Annotated in this window: 17 protein-coding genes; 13 read left to right on the top strand and 4 right to left on the bottom strand. The window is 73.1% G+C overall.

Going from position 1 to position 20526, the window contains the following annotated elements; translation table 11 throughout:
- The 3 genes from ACIQPT_RS32160 to ACIQPT_RS32170 all read right to left on the bottom strand — a co-directional run bounded on the left by ACIQPT_RS32160 (position 1) and on the right by ACIQPT_RS32170 (position 3577).
- Positions 1-1011, bottom strand: a complete 1011-nt coding sequence (locus tag ACIQPT_RS32160; RefSeq protein WP_401161049.1) for an abortive infection protein — start codon at positions 1009-1011, stop codon at positions 1-3.
- 8 nt (positions 1012-1019) lie between these two features.
- Complete coding sequence (locus ACIQPT_RS32165; RefSeq protein WP_401161050.1) at positions 1020-1835, bottom strand: TetR/AcrR family transcriptional regulator; 816 nt, start codon at positions 1833-1835, stop codon at positions 1020-1022.
- A 143-nt stretch (positions 1836-1978) separates the two neighbouring features.
- A complete protein-coding gene (locus ACIQPT_RS32170; protein ID WP_401161051.1) occupies positions 1979-3577 on the bottom strand; it encodes an aldehyde dehydrogenase (NADP(+)) in 1599 nt (532 codons plus the stop codon).
- 146 nt (positions 3578-3723) lie between these two features.
- On the opposite strand from ACIQPT_RS32170, the gene ACIQPT_RS32175 reads away from it, so the two are divergent.
- The 7 genes from ACIQPT_RS32175 to ACIQPT_RS32205 are packed head-to-tail and all read left to right on the top strand — an operon-like array spanning position 3724 to position 10649.
- Positions 3724-4884 carry an NAD(P)/FAD-dependent oxidoreductase gene (locus ACIQPT_RS32175; protein WP_401161053.1) on the top strand — a complete coding sequence of 387 codons (1161 nt, stop codon included), beginning with the start codon at positions 3724-3726 and terminating at the stop codon, positions 4882-4884.
- Positions 4881-5153: a (2Fe-2S)-binding protein gene (locus ACIQPT_RS32180; RefSeq protein WP_401161054.1), complete on the top strand. Its 273-nt coding sequence runs from the start codon at positions 4881-4883 to the stop codon at positions 5151-5153. Before ACIQPT_RS32175 ends, ACIQPT_RS32180 begins: the two co-directional genes overlap by 4 nt.
- The gene (locus tag ACIQPT_RS32185; protein WP_401161056.1) at positions 5146-6669 is read left to right on the top strand and encodes an FAD-dependent oxidoreductase; all 1524 of its coding nucleotides are present in this window, start codon (positions 5146-5148) and stop codon (positions 6667-6669) included. Before ACIQPT_RS32180 ends, ACIQPT_RS32185 begins: the two co-directional genes overlap by 8 nt.
- Positions 6670-6678: 9 nt before the next feature.
- Complete coding sequence (locus ACIQPT_RS32190; protein ID WP_401161057.1) at positions 6679-7605, top strand: dihydrodipicolinate synthase family protein; 927 nt, start codon at positions 6679-6681, stop codon at positions 7603-7605.
- Between the two features lies 1 nt (position 7606).
- Positions 7607-8608 carry a proline racemase family protein gene (locus ACIQPT_RS32195; RefSeq protein ID WP_401161059.1) on the top strand — a complete coding sequence of 334 codons (1002 nt, stop codon included), beginning with the start codon at positions 7607-7609 and terminating at the stop codon, positions 8606-8608.
- Complete coding sequence (locus tag ACIQPT_RS32200) at positions 8605-9693, top strand: proline racemase family protein (protein ID WP_401161060.1); 1089 nt, start codon at positions 8605-8607, stop codon at positions 9691-9693. The genes ACIQPT_RS32195 and ACIQPT_RS32200 overlap by 4 nt, the downstream gene beginning before the upstream one ends.
- Positions 9690-10649 (top strand): ornithine cyclodeaminase family protein, encoded by a 960-nt coding sequence (locus ACIQPT_RS32205; protein ID WP_401161062.1) that lies wholly within the window; start codon positions 9690-9692, stop codon positions 10647-10649. Before ACIQPT_RS32200 ends, ACIQPT_RS32205 begins: the two co-directional genes overlap by 4 nt.
- 45 nt (positions 10650-10694) lie before the next feature.
- Here the strand turns inward: ACIQPT_RS32205 and ACIQPT_RS32210 are convergent, their stop codons facing one another.
- A complete protein-coding gene (locus ACIQPT_RS32210) occupies positions 10695-11405 on the bottom strand; it encodes a GntR family transcriptional regulator (RefSeq protein ID WP_401161064.1) in 711 nt (236 codons plus the stop codon).
- A gap of 284 nt (positions 11406-11689) precedes the next feature.
- On the opposite strand from ACIQPT_RS32210, the gene ACIQPT_RS32215 reads away from it, so the two are divergent.
- The 6 genes from ACIQPT_RS32215 (at position 11690) to ACIQPT_RS32240 (ending at position 20362) form a co-directional block, all read left to right on the top strand.
- Entirely contained in the window at positions 11690-13438 is a 1749-nt protein-coding gene (locus ACIQPT_RS32215) for an ABC transporter substrate-binding protein (RefSeq protein ID WP_401161066.1), read from the top strand.
- A 20-nt stretch (positions 13439-13458) separates the two neighbouring features.
- A complete protein-coding gene (locus tag ACIQPT_RS32220; protein ID WP_401161068.1) occupies positions 13459-14433 on the top strand; it encodes an ABC transporter permease in 975 nt (324 codons plus the stop codon).
- Positions 14430-15416 (top strand): ABC transporter permease, encoded by a 987-nt coding sequence (locus tag ACIQPT_RS32225; protein WP_401161070.1) that lies wholly within the window; start codon positions 14430-14432, stop codon positions 15414-15416. The genes ACIQPT_RS32220 and ACIQPT_RS32225 overlap by 4 nt, the downstream gene beginning before the upstream one ends.
- A 1-nt stretch (position 15417) precedes the next feature.
- Positions 15418-16509, top strand: coding sequence for an ABC transporter ATP-binding protein (locus ACIQPT_RS32230; RefSeq protein ID WP_401161072.1), 1092 nt, complete (start codon positions 15418-15420; stop codon positions 16507-16509).
- Positions 16506-17531, top strand: a complete 1026-nt coding sequence (locus ACIQPT_RS32235) for an ABC transporter ATP-binding protein (protein WP_401161074.1) — start codon at positions 16506-16508, stop codon at positions 17529-17531. The genes ACIQPT_RS32230 and ACIQPT_RS32235 overlap by 4 nt, the downstream gene beginning before the upstream one ends.
- 320 nt (positions 17532-17851) lie before the next feature.
- The gene (locus tag ACIQPT_RS32240) at positions 17852-20362 is read left to right on the top strand and encodes a collagenase (RefSeq protein ID WP_401161076.1); all 2511 of its coding nucleotides are present in this window, start codon (positions 17852-17854) and stop codon (positions 20360-20362) included.
- Positions 20363-20526 lie beyond the last annotated feature (164 nt).

Consider the following 20526-nt stretch of genomic DNA (forward strand, 5'->3'; position numbering starts at 1 on the left):
TCAGGGGGTCCCGTAGCGCCGCGCCACCTCGTGGAAGGAGAGCTTCGGCACCCAGCCCCCGTCCTGGTCCACCTTCGCCAGACCGAAGCTGCCCATGTCCAGATCGTGGCGGGGATCGGGGGAGTACGGCTTGGGGGCGATGAACTCGAAGACGTACGCCCCGTGGACGCCCTCGGCGGCGAAGATGTCCAACTGCTGTGCCAGATAGTCCGCCTGTTCCCGCTCGTCGCGGGTGTACGCGTCGTTCAGCGCCGGGGGACGGGCGGACCAGTCGATGATTCCGTAGCCGCCGGGGCCCATGTCCCCGGCGCCCGTGAACGTGCAGCAGCCGAACTCGGTGATCAGGACGGGCTTTCCGGGCCGGAGGTACGTCCGCAGGCCGGTGACGTACTCCGCGGAGTTGTACGCCATCCGGTAGTAGTTCACTCCGACGAAGTCGAAGCCGGTCCAGTCGACGTCCTCCCACAGGCCGGCGGCGTAGCTGATCCGACCGTTGAAGTGCGTCCTGGCCACCTCCTGGGCGTGGCCGAGCAGCTCGTTCAACTGCGAGTTGAACTGGGGGAGTTTCGTCCACCACTCGGGGTCGGGCAGCTTCGCCGCACGGTCCCCGTGGGTCCGGCCGGGGATGATGCCCGAACCGAAGACGGTCAGCTCGCACCCCACGTTGAGGTCGATCGCGCCGTACCGCAGACGCAGCTTCTCGGCGGCCCCGGCGGCCTCCGCGAGGTACGCGAGCGTGGCCTCCGCCGTCCCCTCCACGAGGCGGGGCTGGAGCCAGACATGCAGCCCCGCCTCCGCGGCCGCGGCCGCGCACTCGGTCAGTCCGGCGATGTCGGTGCCGTAGAGATTCACCGACGTGCAGTGCAGTTCGTTCCTGATGGCCGCCATGTGCTCCCGGTAGAGCGGGCGGGACCAGTGCGGTCCCGCCGCGCCCGGACCGAGGCCCGCATAGTCCGTCCCCGTGTTGTAGTTGACGCCCCTCCAGGGCAGCACCGCTGTGTTCGCCTGCACTTCGTTCCTCACTCGTGGGGTCGGGTACGTGTGGGGTCGTGCGCCTCCACGTAGACCTCGATGCCGTCCAGCAGCCGCTGGAGGCCGAACTCGACGTCGGGGGCGGAGCCCGCGCCGATGGCGCTCCCGGCGGCGCTGCCCGGCCGCAGCACACCGGCGGAGACCATCTTCAGCAGCGTGGGGAAGCGTTCGGCGTCGATCAGCGAGGCCAGCGTCTCGGAGTAGCCGGGCGCGGGGTCACCGGCGGGCGCGTCGGCGCGCCCGGTGGCCTCGGTGGCCCGGGCCGTGTCCGTGGAGAGCCTGGCGAGGCCGCTCACGGCGCCGTTGAGGAAGAGGCTCACAGAGAGCACCTCCTCGTGCCGGAGCCGGGTCTCGGACAACGCCCGCAGGGCGGCTTCCAGCCAGGACAGCGCGTTGGGGCCGACCGGCGGGCCGCTGACCCGGACCTGCAGCATCCAGGGGTGCTGCTGGTAGCGGGCCCACAGGGCGTGCACCCAGCGTTCGATCTTGGGGCGCCAGCCGTCGAGGTCGTCGAGGTCGGGGGCGGGGCCGCCGGCGACGTCCATCATGACGTCGAACAGCTGCTCCTTCCCCGGCACATAGCGGTACAGCGACATGGTGGAGAAGTTCAGCCGGGCGGCCACCCGCTGCATGGACAGGGCGTCCAGGCCCTCGGTGTCCGCGATCTCGATCGCGGACGCGACGATCTTGTCGACGCTGAGCCCGGGCTTCGGCCCCCGGGTCGGCCTGCTCCGGTCTCCCCAGAGCAATTCCAGACTGCGCTCCACGGCCATCGCCAGCTTCCCATCGTGTTGACGCCGCATCATGACCGTGTATAGCGTACGCGAATCAGTGTATGCCGTACGCGGACGGGCGTGGGGCGTACGCGGACGGGCGTGGGGCGTGCGCGGACGGGCGTGGGGCGTGCGCGGACGGGTGCGGTGCGTGCGCGGTGTCGTCGAGATCCTCACTCCTCCGGCGTGAGGCCCGCCCCTGTGCGCCGGGGGACCCGCAGGGGGTTGCCGTCGCGGAGTTCGGGAGGCAGCAGGGCGTCGGGGAGGGACTGGTAGCAGACCGGGCGCAGCCAGCGCTCGACGGCGAGGGTGCCCACGCTCGTCGCCCCGGGGGAACTCGTCGCGGGCCACGGCCCTCCGTGCACCATCGCGTGGCAGACCTCGACGCCGGTGGGCCAGCCGCCCCACAGAACGCGGCCCGCCCGCTCCTCCAGCACCGGCAGCAGCTCCAGGGCCGTCGCCCGGTCGGCGTCCGTCCCGTGCAGGGTCGCCGTCAGCTGTCCCTCCAACTCCTCCAGCAGGCCCAGGAGTTCATCCGTACCGGACCAGCGCACGACGAGCCCGGCGGCACCGAACACCTCACCGGTGAGCACCTCGTGCGCGGTGTACGTGGCCGCGTCGCACTCCAGGACCACGGGCGCCGGCGCGTACGGGCCGGGCCCGGCCGTGCCCCGGGCCACCTCCCGTACGCCGGCGACGGCCTCCCACCGCCGTACGCCCTCGGTGTACGCCCGGGCGATGTCCGGAGTGAGCATCACCTGCCCCGCCGCGGCCTTCAGGGTCCGGGCCACGGTCGCGAGGAAGGCGTCGCCCGCCGGTCCGGCCGGCAGCAGCAGGAGGCCGGGGTTCGTGCAGAACTGCCCCGCCCCGTTGGTCAGTGACGCCACGTACGCTCCGGCCGCCGGCTCCGGTTCGGCGAGGGACCCGTCGAGCATGATCACGGGATTGACCGAGGACATCTCGGCGTGGACCGGGACGGGCACCGGCCGCGACCGGCCCGCCGCGACCAGTGCCAGCCCGCCCGCCCGGGAGCCGGTGAAGCCCACCGCGCTGATCCGTGGATCGCCGACCAGGGCGAGGCCGACATCGTGGCCCCGGCCCACCAGCAGGGAGAACACCCCGGCCGGCATGCCGGTGCGCGCGGCGGCGGCCGTGACGGCGCGGGCCACCGCCTCGCCGGTGCCCGGGTGCGCGGGGTGCGCCTTGACCACCACGGGGCAGCCGGCGGCCAGCGCGGACGCGGTGTCGCCGCCCGCGACCGAGAACGCCAGCGGGAAGTTGCTCGCACCGAACACGGCGACCGGGCCGAGGGGGATGCGCCGCAGCCGTACGTCGGCGCCCGAGGGCCCGGAGTCGAGCCGGGCGCCGAGCGCCGTACCGCTCCTGACCAGCTCGGCGAAGAGGCGCAACTGGCCGCAGGTGCGCGCCCGTTCGCCGATGAGCCGGGCCGTCGGGAGTCCGGTCTCCCGGGCCGCCGGCTCCAGCAGGGCGTCGCCGAGCGCCTCGATCTCCTCCGCGCAGGCGTCGAGGAAGGCCGCCCGCCGTCCGGGCGGCAGGGCGCGGTAGGCGCGGGCGTCCGCCGCGGCGAGCCGGGCGGCCTCGGCGACCTGTTCCGCCGAGGCGTCCCGGTGCGGAGGGCCGAACGGTTCGCCGGTCGCGGCGGCGACCGCGTACCAGGCGTCCCCGGTGCCGGGCACCTCGCGGCCGGCCAGGAGCGAGTGCCCGGTCAGGGGTGAGCCCCCGGGTGGGGTGGGATGTGCGGTCGGATGCACAGTGATGCGTCTCCCTGTATGCGCCGGTGGGCGGCGCGCCGTCGTCGGGTGCCCGGGTGAAAGTCACCGGGGCGATGGCGTTGTCCTCGGGTCGTCCGGATGTATAGCCTAAGCAATGGCATGTGACATTGCACTAGGGAGCGGCCATGAAAGTCGTAGTCGTCGGAGCGGGCATCGTGGGCGCCGCCTGCGCGTTCCATGCCGCCGCGGCGGGGCTCGACGTCACGGTCCTCGACCGTGGCCCCGTCGGCGCGGGCACGACCAGCCGGGGGGAGGGCAACATCCTCCTCTCCGACAAGGAGCCGGGACCCGAACTGGAACTGGCCCGGCTCAGCCGTGACCTGTGGGACGAGGCGGCCGAGGAACTCGGCCCGGAGACCGTCGAGTTCGAGACCAAGGGCGGCCTCGTCGTCGCGAGCACGCCCGATGCCCTCACCGCCCTGCACGCGTTCGCCGCACGCCAGGCGGCGTCCGGTGTCCGCGCCGAACCCGTCGAACGCGTCCGCGACCTCGAACCGCACAGCGCACCCGGCCTCCCCGGCGGCGTCCACTATCCCCAGGACGCCCAGGTACAGCCCGTGCTCGCGGCGGCCGGACTGCTGCGCGCCGCCGTCCGGCGCGGCGCCCGGACACACACCGGCGAGGCCTCCGCCGCGGTCACCGGGGCCGACGGCCGGATCACCGGAGTGCGCACCGCCGACGGCACGGTGCTGCCCGCCGACGCCGTGGTCAACGCCGCGGGCACCTGGGGCGGCGAGGTCGGCCGCCGGCTCGGCGCCCCCGTCGAGATCCTGCCGCGCCGGGGCTTCGTCCTCGTCACCGAGCCGCTGCCGCCGATGATCCGGCACAAGGTCTACTCCGCCGACTACGTCGCCAACGTCGCCTCCAGCGACGAGGGGCTGGAGACCTCGTGCGTCGTCGAGGGCACCCGTGCGGGCACCATCCTGATCGGCGCCAGCCGCGAACGCGTCGGCTTCGACACCTCGATGAACCCGGCCGTGGTGACCGCGCTCGCCGCGCAGGCGTGCCGCCTCTTCCCGTTCCTGCGCGGCGTCCACCTGATCCGCGCCTACCGGGGCTTCCGGCCGTACTGCCCGGACCATCTCCCGGTCGTCGGCCCGGACCCCCGCGTCCCCGGCGTCGTCCACGCGTGCGGCCACGAGGGCGCCGGCATCGGCCTCGCCCCCGGAACCGGCGCGCTCGTCACCGCCCATCTGCTCGGCCGCCCGTGGCACGGCGCCGATCCGGCCGCCCATACCGGCCTGCTGCCCGACCGATTCCTCAACCCCGGAGGTGTGCCGAAGTGACCGCAGAGACAGCAGAGACCGCGTTCACCGTGGACGGCGAGCCGTTGCCGTTCGTGCCGGGGCAGACCCTGGCCGCCGCGTTCGTCGCCTCGGGCCGGGTCGCCTGGCGGACCACCCGGGGCGGGCAGCGGCCCCGGGGGATCTTCTGCGGGATCGGCGTCTGTTACGACTGCCTGGTGACCGTCGACGGCACGGGCGGGCAGCGCGCCTGTCTGGTCCAGGCCCGTGCGGGCATGGCCGTCACGACCGGGGAGGCCGACGATGAGTGAGCCCCGTGACCCCGTGGCGCAGGCGGAGCCACCCGGCCCCGTGACGACGCGTGAGCCCCGTGACCTCGTCGTCGTGGGAGCCGGCCCGGCCGGTATGGCCGCCGCCGCCACCGCCCTGGACGGCGGGCTGCGGGTCGCCCTCGTCGACTCGGGCGCCGCCCCGGGCGGCCAGTTCTGGCGCCACCCGCCGCGCCACGCCCAGGAGACCCTGCCGACCGCCGACCTCCACCACGACCTGCGCACCTACCGGGCGCTCCGCGCCACCCTCTCCGCCCACGAGCGCACCGGGCGGCTCACGCTGCTGCTGAACCACCACGTCTGGACCACGGCCCGCGAGGACGACGGCTTCACCATCCACGCCGTGGACCGCACCCGGGCACCCGAGGAGCGGGCCGTCGTGCTGCGCGCACCGGCCCTGCTGGTGGCGACCGGCGCCTATGACCGCCAACTCCCCTTCCCCGGCTGGGACCTGCCCGGTGTGCTCACCGCCGGCGGGCTCCAGGCGCTGCTCAAGGGCGGGGGAGTCGTCGCCGGCCGCCGGGTGGTCCTCGGCGGCACAGGCCCCTTCCTGCTGCCCGTCGCCGCGGCCCTCGCCGCACGCGGGGCCGAGGTCGTCGCCGTGTGCGAGGCGGCGTCGCCCTCGGCGTGGCTGCGCCGTCCCGTGCCGCTGCTGCGCAACCCGGCCAAGTGGGCCGAGGCCGCCGGGTACGCCGGCACACTCGCCCGGCACCGGGTCCCCGTCCGCACCCGCACCGCGATCATCGGCGCGGAAGCAGAGACGGAGAAGGAGGGCAAGGAGGGGCAGGGAGGACGGGTCGCCGTCGTGCGCACCGCCTCCCTGGACGCCGACGGCCGCCCGCTGCCGGGTACGGAGCGCCGGATCGAGGCCGACACCGTGGGCGTCGGCTGGGGCTTCGTCCCCCAGCTGGACCTTCTGCTCCCCCTCGGCTGCGAGCTCGCCGACGCGGGCGACGGCACCACGGCCGCCGCCGTCGACGACGGACAGCGCACCACGGTGCCCGGGCTGTACGCGGCGGGCGAGACCTGCGGCGTGGGCGGGGCCGCGCTCGCGGTGAGCGAGGGCCGCGTCGCCGCCGTCTCGGTGCTCACCGACCTTCCCGTGCCGGGCCGGCCGAACGCCCGGCGCGCGGCCGCGGAACGCCGGGCCGTGGCCCGGCACCGCACCTTCGCCCGGGCGATGGCACAGGCGCACCCTCTCCCGCCGGCCTGGCCCGCCTGGCTGACCGACGACACGACGGTCTGCCGGTGCGAAGAGGTCACCGCCGGGGCGGTCCGGACCGCGTGCGCCGACGACGCGGCATCCGACCACCGGCAGGTCAAACAGCTGACCCGGGCCGGCATGGGCTGGTGCCAGGGCCGGATGTGCGGGCCCGCCGTGCACTGCCTCGTCTCCGCCCGCGATCAGCCGTACACCCCCGCGGAACGGCTGATCGCGACCCCCGTCACCCTCGGTGCGCTCGCCGATTCCGGCGAGTCCACTTCCGATCACACCTGAGGAGTTCCCATGGACCGCACCTCCACCTCGACCTCCACCCCCAGCCCCACCCGTATGCCCTGGCACGGCGTCATCGTCGCGACGAGCCTCCCCTTCGACCGGGACCTCGCCGTCGACCACGGCGCCTACGGGGACAACGTCGCCCGGCTCGCCGAACAGGGCCTGCACGGCGTCGCCCCGAACGGCTCGCTGGGCGAGTACCAGACCCTGACGTACGAGGAACGCGACCGCGTCGTGGAGACCGCCGTCGCGAACGCCCCCGAGGGCTTCACCGTGATGCCGGGCGTCGGGGCGTACGGCGCGATCGAGGCGCGGCGGCACGCGCGGTTCGCCAAGGACGCCGGCTGCCAGGCCGTCATGTGCCTGCCGCCCAACGCCTACCGGGCCGACGACCGCGCCGTCCTGGAGCACTACGCGATGGTGGCCTCCGCCGGGCTCCCCGTCACCGCCTACAACAACCCCATCGACACCAAGGTCGACCTGCGCCCGGAGCTGCTGGCCAAGCTGCACGCCGAGGGCTTCATCGTGGGTGTGAAGGAGTTCTCCGGAGACGTCCGCAGGTGCTACGCCATCAATGAACTCGCCCCCGGGCTCGACCTCATCATCGGCACCGACGACACCCTCCTGGAGGTCGCCGTCGCCGGGGCCAAGGGCTGGGTCGCCGGCTACCCCCAGGTCTTCCCGCGCGCCTGCCTCGACCTCTACAACGCCTCGCTGGCGGGCGATCTGGACACCGCGCTCCCGCTCTACCGCCGGCTCCACTCCGTCCTGCGCTGGGACAGCAGGACCGAGTTCGTCCAGGCGATCAAGCTCGGCCAGGACATGATCGGCCGGACCGGCGGCGTCTGCCGTCCGCCCCGGCAGCCTCTGGACCCGGAGACCGAGGCCGTCGTCCGCTCCGCCACCCAGGCCCTCATCGACGCCGGGGTGAACTGACGTGCGTTCCACGGTCTGTTACCACGCGGTCGACTCGCACACCGAAGGCATGCCGACCCGGGTCGTCACCGGCGGGGTGGGCGTCCTGCCGGGCGCCACCATGGCCGAGCGGCGGCAGCGGTTCATCGCGGAGCGCGACGGACTGCGCACCCTGCTGATGTGCGAGCCGCGCGGGCACGCGTCCATGTCCGGAGCCATCCTCCAGCCCCCCACCCGGCCGGACGCCGACTTCGGCGTGCTGTTCATCGAGGTCTCCGGCTGTCTGCCCATGTGCGGCCACGGCACCATCGGCGTGGCGACGGTCCTCGTGGAGACGGGCATGGTCGAGGCGGTCGAACCGGAGACCGTCGTACGGCTCGACACCCCCGCCGGTCTCGTCACGGCCCGGGTCGCCGTGCGCGACGGCCGCGCGGAGTCCGTCACCCTGGAGAACGTCGCCTCCTACAGCCACGCGCTGGACCAGGTGGTCGAGGTGGCGGGCTTCGGGCAGGTCCGCTACGACATGGCGTACGGCGGCAACTTCTACGCCGTCGTACGCACCGAGGACCTCGGCATCCCCTTCGACCGGGCGGAGAAACAGCGGCTGCTCGACGCGGGCCTGGGCATCATGCAGGCGATCAACGAGCAGAACCCGGTGGTCCACCCGGAGAACCCCGCCATCGACGTCTGCCACCACGTCTACCTGGAGGCCCCCGGATCGACCGCCGAGCACTCGCGGCACGCCATGGCGATCCACCCCGGCTGGTTCGACCGCTCGCCCTGCGGGACGGGAACCAGCGCCCGCATGGCCCAACTGCACGCGCGGGGACTGCTGAAGACCGGGCAGGACTTCGTCAACGAGTCGTTCATCGGCTCCCGTTTCACCGGCCGGATCCTGGCGGAGACCACGGTCGGCGGCCGGCCCGCCGTCCTGCCCTCCGTCACCGGCCGCGCCTGGATCACCGGGACCGCGCAGTATCTGCTCGACCCCACGGACCCCTATCCCAGGGGGTTCACCGTATGACCGCCGATCCGTACACCGCACCGATCGGGACGGCCGACTCGTACACCGGGCCGATCGGGACCGTCGACTGGCACACCGGCGGCGAACCGTTCCGGATCGTGTCCGCGTCCCCGCCGGCCGTGACCGGGCCCGGGCTCACCGTCGCCGAGCGTCGCACGACCGCCATGGCGGATGCCGGGGCACAGTGGACGCGGGCCCTGCTGTGCGGCGAACCGCGCGGCCACGCCGACATGTACGGGGCCTTCCTGGTCCCGCCGGACGACGCCGGGGCCCAACTCGGCGCCCTCTTCTGGCACAAGGACGGCTTCTCCACGGCCTGCGGCCACGGCACGATCGCTCTGGGCGCCTGGGCCGTCGCCACCGGCCTGGTCCCGGCCCCGGCCGACGGCACGACGGACGTCGTCATCGACGTCCCGTCCGGCCGGGTCACGGCGAGCGTGCGCACCGCCGACGGCCGGGTCGCGGACGTGACGTTCATCAACGTCCCCGGCCATGTCCACGCGCGCGGCGTCGAGGTGGCGACCTCGTACGGGAGCCTCACCGTCGACATCGCCTTCGGCGGCGCCATGTACGCCGTGCTTCCGCTGGACCGGCTCGGCCTCGGCCTGCGGGTCCGGCCGGGGGACGTCACCGCGATCGTCGCGGCCGGCCGCGAGATCCGCGACGCGCTGAACGCCGTCCGTGCCGCCGAACACCCGGACGACGCCCGGCTGTCCGGCGTCTACGGCACGGTGTTCACCGAGGAGGCCGGCACCCCGGTCGAACGGCCCGACGGCACCCGGCGGCTGCACCACCGCAATGTCACGGTGTTCGCGGACGGCCAGGTCGACCGCTCCCCGTGCGGCTCGGGCACCGCGGCCCGGGTGGCGCTCCTCGCCGACGCCGGGGAGCTGCGCCTCGGCGACGAGCTGCGGCACGAGTCGGTGGTGGGCTCCGTCTTCCGCGCCCGGATCGAGCGGCTGACCACGGTCCACGGCCGCCCCGCGGTCGTCCCGGCCGTGACGGGCACCGCGTACGCCACCGGGACCAGCCGCTTCACCGTCGATCCCGACGACACCCTCGTACCCGGGTTCGTGCTGCGATGACGGTGACGCTCGACGAGAAGGACGTGTTCGCGCTCGGCCCGGCGGGCGCCGTCGCCGCGGTCCGGGAGGCGCTGGCCGGAGGGCTCGACCCCGACGGTGACGTGCCGCGGTCGGTCCTGCCGCTGGCGTACGGTCAGGGGCTGCTCATGCCCTCCGAGCACGGCGGCTGGTTCGGCGTGAAGGTCGCCACCGTCGCGCCCGGCAACGCCGCGCGCGGGCTGCCCCGGATCAACGCCACGTATCTGCTGCACGACAGCGCGACCCTGAGGCCGGTGGCTCTCCTGGACGGGGTGGCGCTGACGACCCTGCGCACCCCGGCCGTCTCGGTCGCCGCCTGCCTGGAACGGCTGCGCGCGCTCGCCGACGGGTGCGGGGGCGGGGGGCTGCGTCTGGTGGTTCACGGCGCGGGCCCCCAGGGGGAGGGGCACGTCGCCGCCGTACGGGCCCATGTACCGGTGGCCGACGTCACGGTCGTCACCCGGCGCGGGGGGCGCGTGCCCGGCTGGGCGGACCGGCACCTGGCGGCGGACGGCGGGGGAGTGGCTCCCCTGGTGCGGCGCGCGGATGTCGTCGTCACGGCGACGTCCGCGCGCGAACCGGTGGTCGACGGGCGGCTGGTGCGCGACGGCGCGGTGGTGCTGGCGGTCGGCTCGCACGAACCGGCCGCGCGGGAGCTCGACAGCGTGCTGATGGGGCGTTCCACCGTCCTGGTGGAGAGCCGCGCGACCGCCCTCCGCGAGGCGGGCGACGTCGTGATGGCGATCCACGAGGGGGCGCTCGACCCGGACGCCCTGGTCACCCTGGCGGATCTGACCGGGGACCGGGCCGCCGCCGCAGCCCCGGCCGACCGCCCGCTGGTCGTGAAGACGTGCGGGATGGGCTGGCAGGACCTGGTGGTCGCGGTCGCGGCGTATCGGAGGAAGGCGGGCAACGCCGGTGATGCGCGGCTGAGTTGAGCTGAACCGGGTGTCGACACCCCTCGCCCCGCCCGGACTTCGGCGTCAGCGCGTGCCGAGCTTACGGGCCGGGGCGGCGCGTTCGGCTTCCCGCTTCCGGTCCGCCCACAGGGTCCGCACATGCGCGAGATGGCGGCGCATGTGCTCCTCGGCCGCTTCCGCGTCCCCCGAGATCATGATGTCCAGGAGCGCGGTGTGCTCCCGCGCCGAACCCACCAACGACCCTTCCTGGGACAGGTCGGTGAGCCCGTAGAGCCGGGAGCGCTTGCGCAGGTCGGCCACGGTCTCGACGAGGCGGGCGTTCCCCGCGAGGGCGAGCAGGTCGAGATGGAAGCGCCGGTCCGACTCCAGGTAGGCGATCAGATCGCCGGCCTGCGCGGCGGTGACGATCTCCTCGGCCACCGGGCGTACGGCCTCCAACTGCTCGCGGGAGGCGGTGCGGGTCACGCGGCCGATGGTCGGGATCTCGATGAGCGCGCGGATCTCGGTGTACTCGTCCAGGTCGCGCTCGGAGAGTTCGGTGACCCGGAACCCCTTGTTGCGCACCGCCTCGACCAGGCCCTCGCGGGCCAGGTCCAGCATGGCCTCGCGCACGGGCGTGGCCGAGACGCCGTACTCGGCGGCGAGGGTGGGCGCGGAGTAGATCACGCCGGGCTGAAGCTCCCCCGCTATCAGCGCGGCACGCAGCGCGCCTGCCACCTGGTCGCGCAGATGCTCCTGCACCGAGATGAGTTTGCGGGACTTCAGCTCACTCATGCGTTCCCCTTCATGATTTGTCACCGCACTATACAATGTCACGTTGCGCGGCGGGCGACGGGGTGCGGAGGCCGGTGAGCGACCCGGGCCCCGGGGGACACGTTTCGGTAACGGGGTGACGTACATCTTGGCTGTGCAATTTCACATTACTATGTTACGGGTCACACGATACGGACGCGGATGCCTGCTCGCCCGCCCGGATCGCCGAGCCCTTCGGGGCCCTTCTCCTTCCTCCGGCCCGTTCCGCCTTCGCCGTGACCCATCCCCGTACGAGGAGTGCACCCATGTCCCGTCGCACCCGCGCGCTGTCCGTATCCCTGTCCGCCTCGCTCTCCCTGGCCCTGCTGGGCGCCTGCACCACACAGGGAGGTGACGACGGCCGCGGCCCGGACAAGCGGCAGCCCGGTGTGGCGACCGGCACCGTCATCGGCGGCACCCCGAAGCGGGGCGGCACCCTGACCGTGCTGTCCAACCAGGACTTCGCCCACCTGGACCCGGCCCGCAACTGGGTCATGCCGACCATGGACTTCGGCACCCGGCTGATCTACCGCACCCTGACCACCTTCCGGGCCGCACCCGGGAAGAAGGGCAGCGAGATCGTCCCCGACCTCGCGACCGACCTCGGCAGATCCTCCGACGGCGGCCGCACCTGGACCTTCACCCTCAAGTCCGGTCTCGTGTACGAGGACGGCACCCCGATCCGGGCCCGCGACATCAAGTACAACGTCGAGCGCTCCTTCGCCCCGGACCTCGCGGGCGGCCCCGACTACGCCCAGCGCTATCTGGCCGGCACCGAGGGGTACGCCGGTCCGCTGGACGGCAAGCACCTCGACTCGATCCGGACGCCCGACGACCGGACCATCGTCTTCTCGCTGCGCAGGCCCGTCGCCGAGTTCTCCTACACGGTCACGCTGCCCACCTTCTCGCCCGTGCCCGAGTCCCGGGAGAAGGGCGTCCAGTACGACCTGCGGCCCTTCTCCTCCGGGCCGTACCGCATCGAGAGCTACGCCCGCGGCAAGAAGCTGGTGCTGGGCCGCAACCCCCACTGGGACGCGGCGACCGACCCGGTGCGCAAGGCGTACCCCGACCGCATCGTCGTGATCCAGGGCCTCAAGGGCGGCCAGATCGACGACCGGATCATCGAGAGCGCGGGCGCCGATGCCTCCGCCGTCGAGTGGTCCGACCTCCAGCCCTCCAGCGTCGCCAAGGTCCTGCCGAAGCCCGCGATCCGGCAGCGGCTCTCCGCCGAGCGCACCGGCTGTACCGACATGCTCGCGCTGAACACCTCCCGGGCGCCGTTCGACGACCCGAAGCTCCGTCAGGCGATGCAGTACGCCGTCGACAAGGAGGCCCAGGTGACCGCCAACGGCGGGCCGGCCCTCAACGACGTCGCCACCGGCTATCTGCCCCCGTCCCTGACCGGCGGCCGGCCCGCCGACCCGGTCCACGACGGACCGGCCACCGGAGATGTGAAGAAGGCCGAGAAGCTGCTCGCCGATGCGGGCAGGAAGGACGGCTTCGACACGACGATCACCGTGTCCACCGGCGACAAGACCCGTGCCGAGGCGCTCCAGCAGAGCCTGGCCCGGGTCGGCATACGGCTGCGGATCGAGACCGTCGACCCCTCCGTCTACTACGACACCATCGGCGATACCGCCAACGCCCCCGACATGGCCATCAGCGGCTGGTGCCCGGACTACCCGTCCGCCGCCACCTTCCTGCCGTTCGTTTTCGACGGCCGCACCATCAAGCCCAAGGGCAACCAGGGCAACGTCTCCCAGTTCCGCGACAAGGCCGTCGAGAAGCGCATGGACGAGATCGCCGCGATGCCCGACGCGGCCGCCGCCAACGAGGCGTGGACCGCACTCGACCGGGAGATCCAGCGCACCTCCCCGGCCATCCCCCTGCTCTGGGAGCGCAAGCCGCTGCTCGTCGGCGACAACATCGCCGGAGCCTTCGGACACCCCTCCTGGACCGGCCAGTTCGACTTCGCGGTGATCGGCCTGAAGGACCCGTCCCGGACCAACGGCTGAGGGGACGGGGACCCATCACCATGACCACCCTCATCCCGCCGGCCACCGGACCGGGCGACACCCCGGCCGCCGGCGGACCCGGCTCCCCGGCCGCCCTGCCCGACGCCCCCTGGCGGACCACCTGGCGCCGTCTGTGGGGCGACCGGGGCAGCCGGACCGCCCTGATCGCCGCCGCCCTGCTCATCCTGGTCGCCCTCACCGCGCCCCTCCTCAGCCGGCTGGGCGGCTGGTCGCCCACCGCCTTCGACGCCGACGCCATCGACCCCTACCTCGGCGGCCTGCCCCACGGGGCCCTCGGCGGCATCAGTGCCGAACACTGGCTCGGCGTCGAACCGGTCACCGGCCGCGACCTGTTCGCCCGCGTCGTCCACGGCGCCCAGGTCTCCCTGCTGATCGCCTTCGCCGCCACCGCGATCGTCGTCGTCACCGGCACCGCCGCGGGCATCGCGGCCGGCTACTTCGGCGGCCGCGTCGACACCGTACTGAGCCGGCTGATGGACCTCACCATGTCCTTCCCCTCGCTCATCTTCATGATCGCGATGATGTCGGTGGCCCAGGACGTCAACCGGGTCGTCCTGATGACCGTCGTCATCGGCGTCTTCGGCTGGCCCGGCATCGCCCGCGTGGTGCGCGCCGAGGCCCTCTCCCTGCGCCACCGCGAGTACGTCGAGGCCGCCCGCGCCTGCGGCAGCGGGCCCTGGCGCATCCTCACCCGGCAGGTCCTGCCCAACATCTCCGGTCCCGTCATCGCGTACACCACCCTGCTGATCCCCGGAATGATCAGCACCGAGGCGGCGCTCAGCTTCCTCGGGGTGGGCGTGCGCCCGCCCACCCCCTCCTGGGGCCAGATGATCGCCGAGGCCGTCGCGTACTACGAGATGGACCCCATGTACTTCATCGTCCCCAGCGTCTTCCTCTTCGTCGCCGTCCTCGCCTTCACCGTCCTCGGCGACGCGCTGCGCGACATCCTCGACCCCCAGGGAGGACGCCCGTGATCACCTACCTGGTCCGCAGGATCCTCGGCGTGGCCGGCGTCCTGCTCGCCATCTGCGCCGTCACCTTCGTCATCTTCTACCTGCTGCCCGCCGACCCCGCCGCGGCCGCCTGCGGCAAGACGTGCAGCCCCGAACGGCTCGCGGAGGTACGCCACTTCATGGGGCTCGACCAGCCCGTGTGGCGGCAGTTCGGCGACTACCTCGTCGGCATCTTCGCCGGCCGCGAACTGGGCAGCGGCCCGCACGCCCTGCAGTGCGGCTTCCCCTGCCTCGGCTACTCCTACGAGAACGCCCTGCCGGTGTGGGACCTGCTGATGGACCGCCTGCCCGTCTCGGTCTCCCTGGCGTTCGGAGCCGCCCTCCTGTGGCTGGTGCTCGGGCTGAGCGCCGGAGTGACCGCCGCCCTGCGCAAGGGCGGACTTCTCGACCGCACCCTGATGGTCGGCGCGGTGGCCACGGCATCCCTGCCCGTCTACTTCACCGCCGTGATGCTCCTGTACGGGCTGGTCCGGCTGACCGGGCTGCTGCCCTACCCCGCCTACGTCCCGCTCACCGAGGACCCCGTGGCCTGGGCGGTCAACCTGCTGCTGCCCTGGATCGCCCTGGCTCTGCTCTACGCCGCCATGTACGCGCGCCAGAGCCGCAGTTCGATGATCGAGACCATGGCGCAGCCGTACATCCGGACCGCCCGCGCCAAGGGCCTGCCCGCCCGCACCGTCGTGGTGAAACACGGGCTGCGCTCCGCGATGATGCCGGTCCTCACCCTCTTCGGCATGGACCTCGGCGCCCTGCTGGCGGGCGCGGTCATCACCGAGTCCATCTTCGGCATCCCCGGCGTCGGCAGGCTCTTCTACGACGCCCTGCAACGCTCCGACCAGCCCGTCGTGCTCGGCGTGACCCTGCTCGCGGCCTTCTTCATCGTGGCGGCCAACGTCGTCATCGACCTCCTGTACGCCGTCGTCGACCCGAGGGTGAGGAACTGACGTGCCGCCCACCACCGTGCCGCCCGCCACCACCGCACCGGACCACCCCCTGCTGCGCGTCCACGACCTGCGGGTCGCCTTCGACACCCCCGCCGGAACCGTCCAGGCGGTCGACGGGGTCTCCTTCACCGTGGCGGCCGGCCGCACCCTGGGGCTGGTCGGCGAATCCGGCTCCGGCAAGTCGGTCACCTCCCTCGCCGTGATGGGGCTGCACCGCCGGGCCCGGGTGAGCGGATCGATCTCCCTCGCCGGACAGGAGCTCCTCGGCTTGACCGACCGCCGGTTCGGCCGGCTGCGCGGACGCCGGATGGCCATGGTCTTCCAGGACCCGCTGTCCGCGCTGCACCCCGCGTACACGGTCGGCGAGCAGATCGCGGAGGCCCACCGCCACCACTTCGGCAGCGGCCGGCGCGTCGCCCGCAGACGCGCCGTGGACATGCTCGGCGAGGTCGGCATCCCCGAACCGGCCCGCCGGGCGGGGGAGTACGCGCACCAGTTCTCCGGCGGGATGCGCCAGCGCGCCATGATCGCCATGGCCCTGTCCTGCGAACCCGAACTGCTCGTCGCCGACGAACCGACCACCGCGCTCGACGTCACCGTCCAGGCGCAGATCCTCGAACTGATCGCCCGGCTCCAGCAGGAACGGGGCCTGGGCGTGCTGATGATCACCCATGACCTGGGCGTGGTGGCCCGCGTCGCCCACGAGGTGCTCGTCATGTACGGCGGGCGCGGCGCCGAACAGGCCCCGGTGGACGACCTGTTCCACAGCCCCGCGCACCCCTACACCCGGGGCCTCCTGGACTCGCTGCCCCGCCTGGACGACCCGGACGACGCACCGCTGCGCGCCATCCCCGGCTCCCCGCCGTCCCCGGCCGAGCCACGGGCCGGCTGCCCCTTCGCGCCGCGCTGCCCCCGGGCGGCCGCCGCCACCGCCCCGGAGCGGGCCCGCTGCGCCGGGGAGAGCCCCCGTATCCGGGACGTGCCCGGCGGCGGCCGGCTGGTCGCCTGTCACCTTCCCCTGCCGGCCGCCCCGGCCGCCCCGCACTCCGGTCCGTCCGGCGGGGTCCCCGTACCGGCCGAGGAGGCCCGATGAAACCCACCTACGCCAAGTCCCGTCGCTCAGATGCCGGTTCGGAGGGGGAGCCGCCCCTGCTGTCCGTACGCGATCTGGTGAAGACGTTCCCCGGCCGGCGCGTCCTGGGGCGGGCCACCGCACCGGTCCGCGCGGTGGACGGGGTCGATCTGGAGCTCGCGGCGGGGGAGACCCTCGGGCTGGTCGGGGAGTCCGGCTGCGGCAAGTCCACCACGGGCCGGATGCTGGTCCGGCTGCTGGAACCCACCGCGGGGACCGTGGAGTTCGAGGGCCGTGACATCACCCATCTGTCCCCGCGCGCGCTGCGGCCCGTGCGGCGGCACCTCCAGATCATCTTCCAGGATCCGCACGCCTCCCTGAACCCCCGGCAGACCGTCGCCCGGATCATCGCCGAACCCCTGCTGGTGCAGGGCTCCACGGTCGCGGCGGCCCGGGACCGGGCCGCCACGCTGCTCGACCTGGTGGGCCTGGGCGCCGAACACCTGGACCGGCACCCGTACCAGTTCTCCGGCGGTCAGGCCCAGCGCATCGGCATCGCCCGCGCCCTGGCGACCGGCCCCCGGCTGATCGTCGCCGACGAGCCGGTCTCCGCGCTCGACGTGTCCGTCCAGGCCCAGGTCGTCAACCTGATGGAGCGTCTGGGCGAGGAGCTGGGGCTGTCGTTCCTCTTCATCGCCCACGACCTGTCCGTCGTGAAGCGGGTGTGCGACCGGGTGGCGGTGATGTACCTGGGCCGCATCGTCGAGATCGGTGACAAGCGCGAGCTGTACGAGCGGCCGGCGCACCCCTACACCCGGGCGCTGCTCTCGGCGGTCCCGCTGCCCGACCCGGCGGCGGAGCGGCGCCGGGAGCGGATCATCCTGCTCGGCGACCCGCCGAGCCCCGCCGCGCCGCCCAGCGGCTGCGGCTTCCATCCGCGCTGCCCCAAGGCGCAGGCCGTCTGCCGCACCGAGCGGCCGCTGCTCCAGGTCGTGGGCTCCGGCGCGCGCACGGCCGCCTGTCACTTCCCCGAAACGGGCTGAGAGGTTCCCGGCGGGCTACCCCCTTACCGCCGGGCGGTGTTCACCGGGAAGTCGCATCGGATCCGGTCCTACGTCTTCCCTGTGAGGTGTGACCTGTGCCATGGTACATGGCACAGGGCGTGGGCATGTCAACTCTGGACATGGACCCCATTCCGTCCGGCCGACAGCACGGCACGACAACACCCCCTGGCCCACGCCCTGTGCATCCCATCGGTCACGCATCTGCGTGCCTCCGATCCCTCATGGGAGGAAACAACGTGAGAACCACACTCGTCCGCCGAGGTGTGGGTGCCGTTCTGCCCCTGGCTCTCGCCGGGGCGATGAGCGTCGCGCTGCTCGCGCAGCCGGCCCAGGCGCAGCCGAACTCCCCTTCGGCCGCCACGGCATCGAACGCGTCGCAGCCGTCCCGCCCCGGCGGCTCGGCCGACCCCGCGCCGCTGGCGCAGCAGTCCCCCACCTCGGACACCGGTCACCAGATCGAGGGCCGGCTGAAGGTGTCCCAGATCCCGCCGCTGAGCGCCGACAAGTCCCCCCTCAAGGAGGCCTACGGCCACCAGGACGCCCCGCGGAAGCAGAGCGCGGGCAAGAAGGCCCGGGCGGCCGCCGCGTGCGATCCGGCCGACTTCACCGGCCGCACCGGGGACGAACTGGTGCGGCAGATCAAGGAGTCCCCCCTCGACTGCGTCAACACCCTGTTCAGCCTGACCGGCAACGACGCCCAACTGGCCTTCCGCGAGGCCCAGATGGTCTCCGTGGCGTACGCGCTGCGCGACAACGCCGCCAGCTACCCGGGTGACGGCAGCACCGGCACCCCGCAGCTCGTGCTCTACCTCCGGGCCGGGTACTACGTGCAGTGGTACAACCCGGACGTCGTCGGACCGTACGGTCCCACCCTGACGACCGCCATCCGCTCGGGCCTCGACGGCTTCTTCGCGAGCCCCCGGTCGCGCGACGTCACCGACGCCAACGGCGAGACGCTCTCCGAGGCGGTCATCCTGATCGACAGCGCCCAGGAGAACGCCCGCTACCTCTCCGTCGTCAAGCAGCTGCTGGCGGACTACGACTCCTCCTGGAACGCGTCCTCACGGATGCTCGCCGCGGTCAACAACGTGTACACGGTGACCTTCCGGGGCCACCAGGTGCCCGAGTTCGTCAGCGCCGTCGAGGCGGACCCGAGCGTCATCGACTCGCTGTACCGCTTCGCCGCCGACCACCTCTCCCTGCTCGAGGGCGATCAGGCTTATCTGACGTCCAACGCCGGACGCGAACTGGGCCGCTTCCTCCAGCACCCGACCCTGCGGAGCAAGGTCCGCCCCCTGGCCACCGCCCTGCTCCAGCAGACCTCCATCACCGGCCCCACCGCCCCGCTCTGGGTGGGCATAGCGGAGATGGCCGACTACTACGACCGGGAGAACTGCGCCGACTACGGCGTCTGCGACCTCCAGGAACGCCTCAAGCGCGAGGTCCTGCCGGTCAACCACACCTGTAGCCCCAGCATCCGCATCCTCGCCCAGCAGATGACGGCCGCCGAGCTGAACGCCAGCTGCACCAGCCTCATCGAGCAGGACGCCTACTTCCACCGGATCGCCAAGGACGACGGCCCGGTCGCCGACGACAACAACACCACCATCGAGGTGATCGCCTACGACTCCAGCACCGACTACCAGACATACGCCGGCGCGATGTACGGGATCGACACCAACAACGGCGGCATGTACCTGGAGGGCGACCCCTCCGTCGTCGGCAACCAGCCCCGCTTCATCGCCTACGAGGCCGAGTGGCTGCGGCCGGACTTCCACATCTGGAACCTCAACCACGAGTACACCCACTACCTCGACGGCCGCTTCACCATGTACGGCGACTTCGCCGAGAACATGACCACCCCCACCATCTGGTGGGTGGAGGGCTTCGCGGAGTACATCTCCTACCACTACCGCGAGGAGCCCTACACCGACGCGATCACCGAGGCCGGCAAGGGCACCTACAACCTGAGCACCCTGTTCGACACCGACTACACCCACGACCAGACGCGGGTGTACCGCTGGGGCTACCTCGCCGTGCGCTACCTGCTGGAGAAGCACCCCGACGACCTGGACACGGTGCTCGGCCACTACCGCACCGGCGAGTGGAGCGCCGCCCGGACCTACCTCACCAGCACCATCGGCACCCGCTACGACAGCGACTGGAAGACCTGGCTGGCGGCCTGCGCCGCCGGTGAGTGCGGGGGCGGCGGCCAGCCGGGCAACCAGGCCCCCACCGCCGAGTTCACCGCCGCGGTCGAGGACCTGACGGTCACCCTCACCGACCGCTCGACCGACTCCGACGGCACCATCGCCTCCCGCGCCTGGGACTTCGGCGACGGCACCACCTCGACGCAGACCGACCCCATCAAGACCTACAGCACCGCGGGCACCTACACCGTCCGGCTGACCGTGACCGACGACCAGGGCGCCACGGCCACCACCACCCGCGAAGTCACCGTCACCGACGGCTCCGGCGGCGGCGAGTGCACCGACCCCGACACCCGCGTCCTGGACAAGGACTGCAGCCGCGGCAACCTCTCCGCGCCCACCGGCGACTACGCCTACCACTACCTGTACATCCCGGACGGCACCACCCAGCTGAAGATCACCCTCAGCGGCGGCACCGGTGACGCCGACCTCTACTACAGCGACTCCAACTGGGCCACCACCGGCGCCCACACCGCCCGGGACACCGGCCCCGGCAACTCCCACACCCTGACGATCGACAACCCGCGCGGCGGCGCCCACTACATCAGCGTCCACGCCGCGACCGCGTTCGGCGGGGCCACCGTCACCACCAGCTACTGATCCTTCGGCCCCGCCCCCGGCCCGGGGGGGGGGGGGGGGGGCGGGGGGGGGGGGGGGCCCGGGCCCCCCCCCCCCCCCCCCCCCCCCCCCCCCCCCCCCCCCCCCCCCCCGAGGCGGTGCCGTCCCACCGGACCGGCAGTCCGTTGGCCGCGGCCACCAGCCGC

This window comes from Streptomyces sp. NPDC091289, assembly GCF_044757365.1.
In the GTDB taxonomy this organism is placed as follows: Bacteria; Actinomycetota; Actinomycetes; order Streptomycetales; family Streptomycetaceae; genus Streptomyces.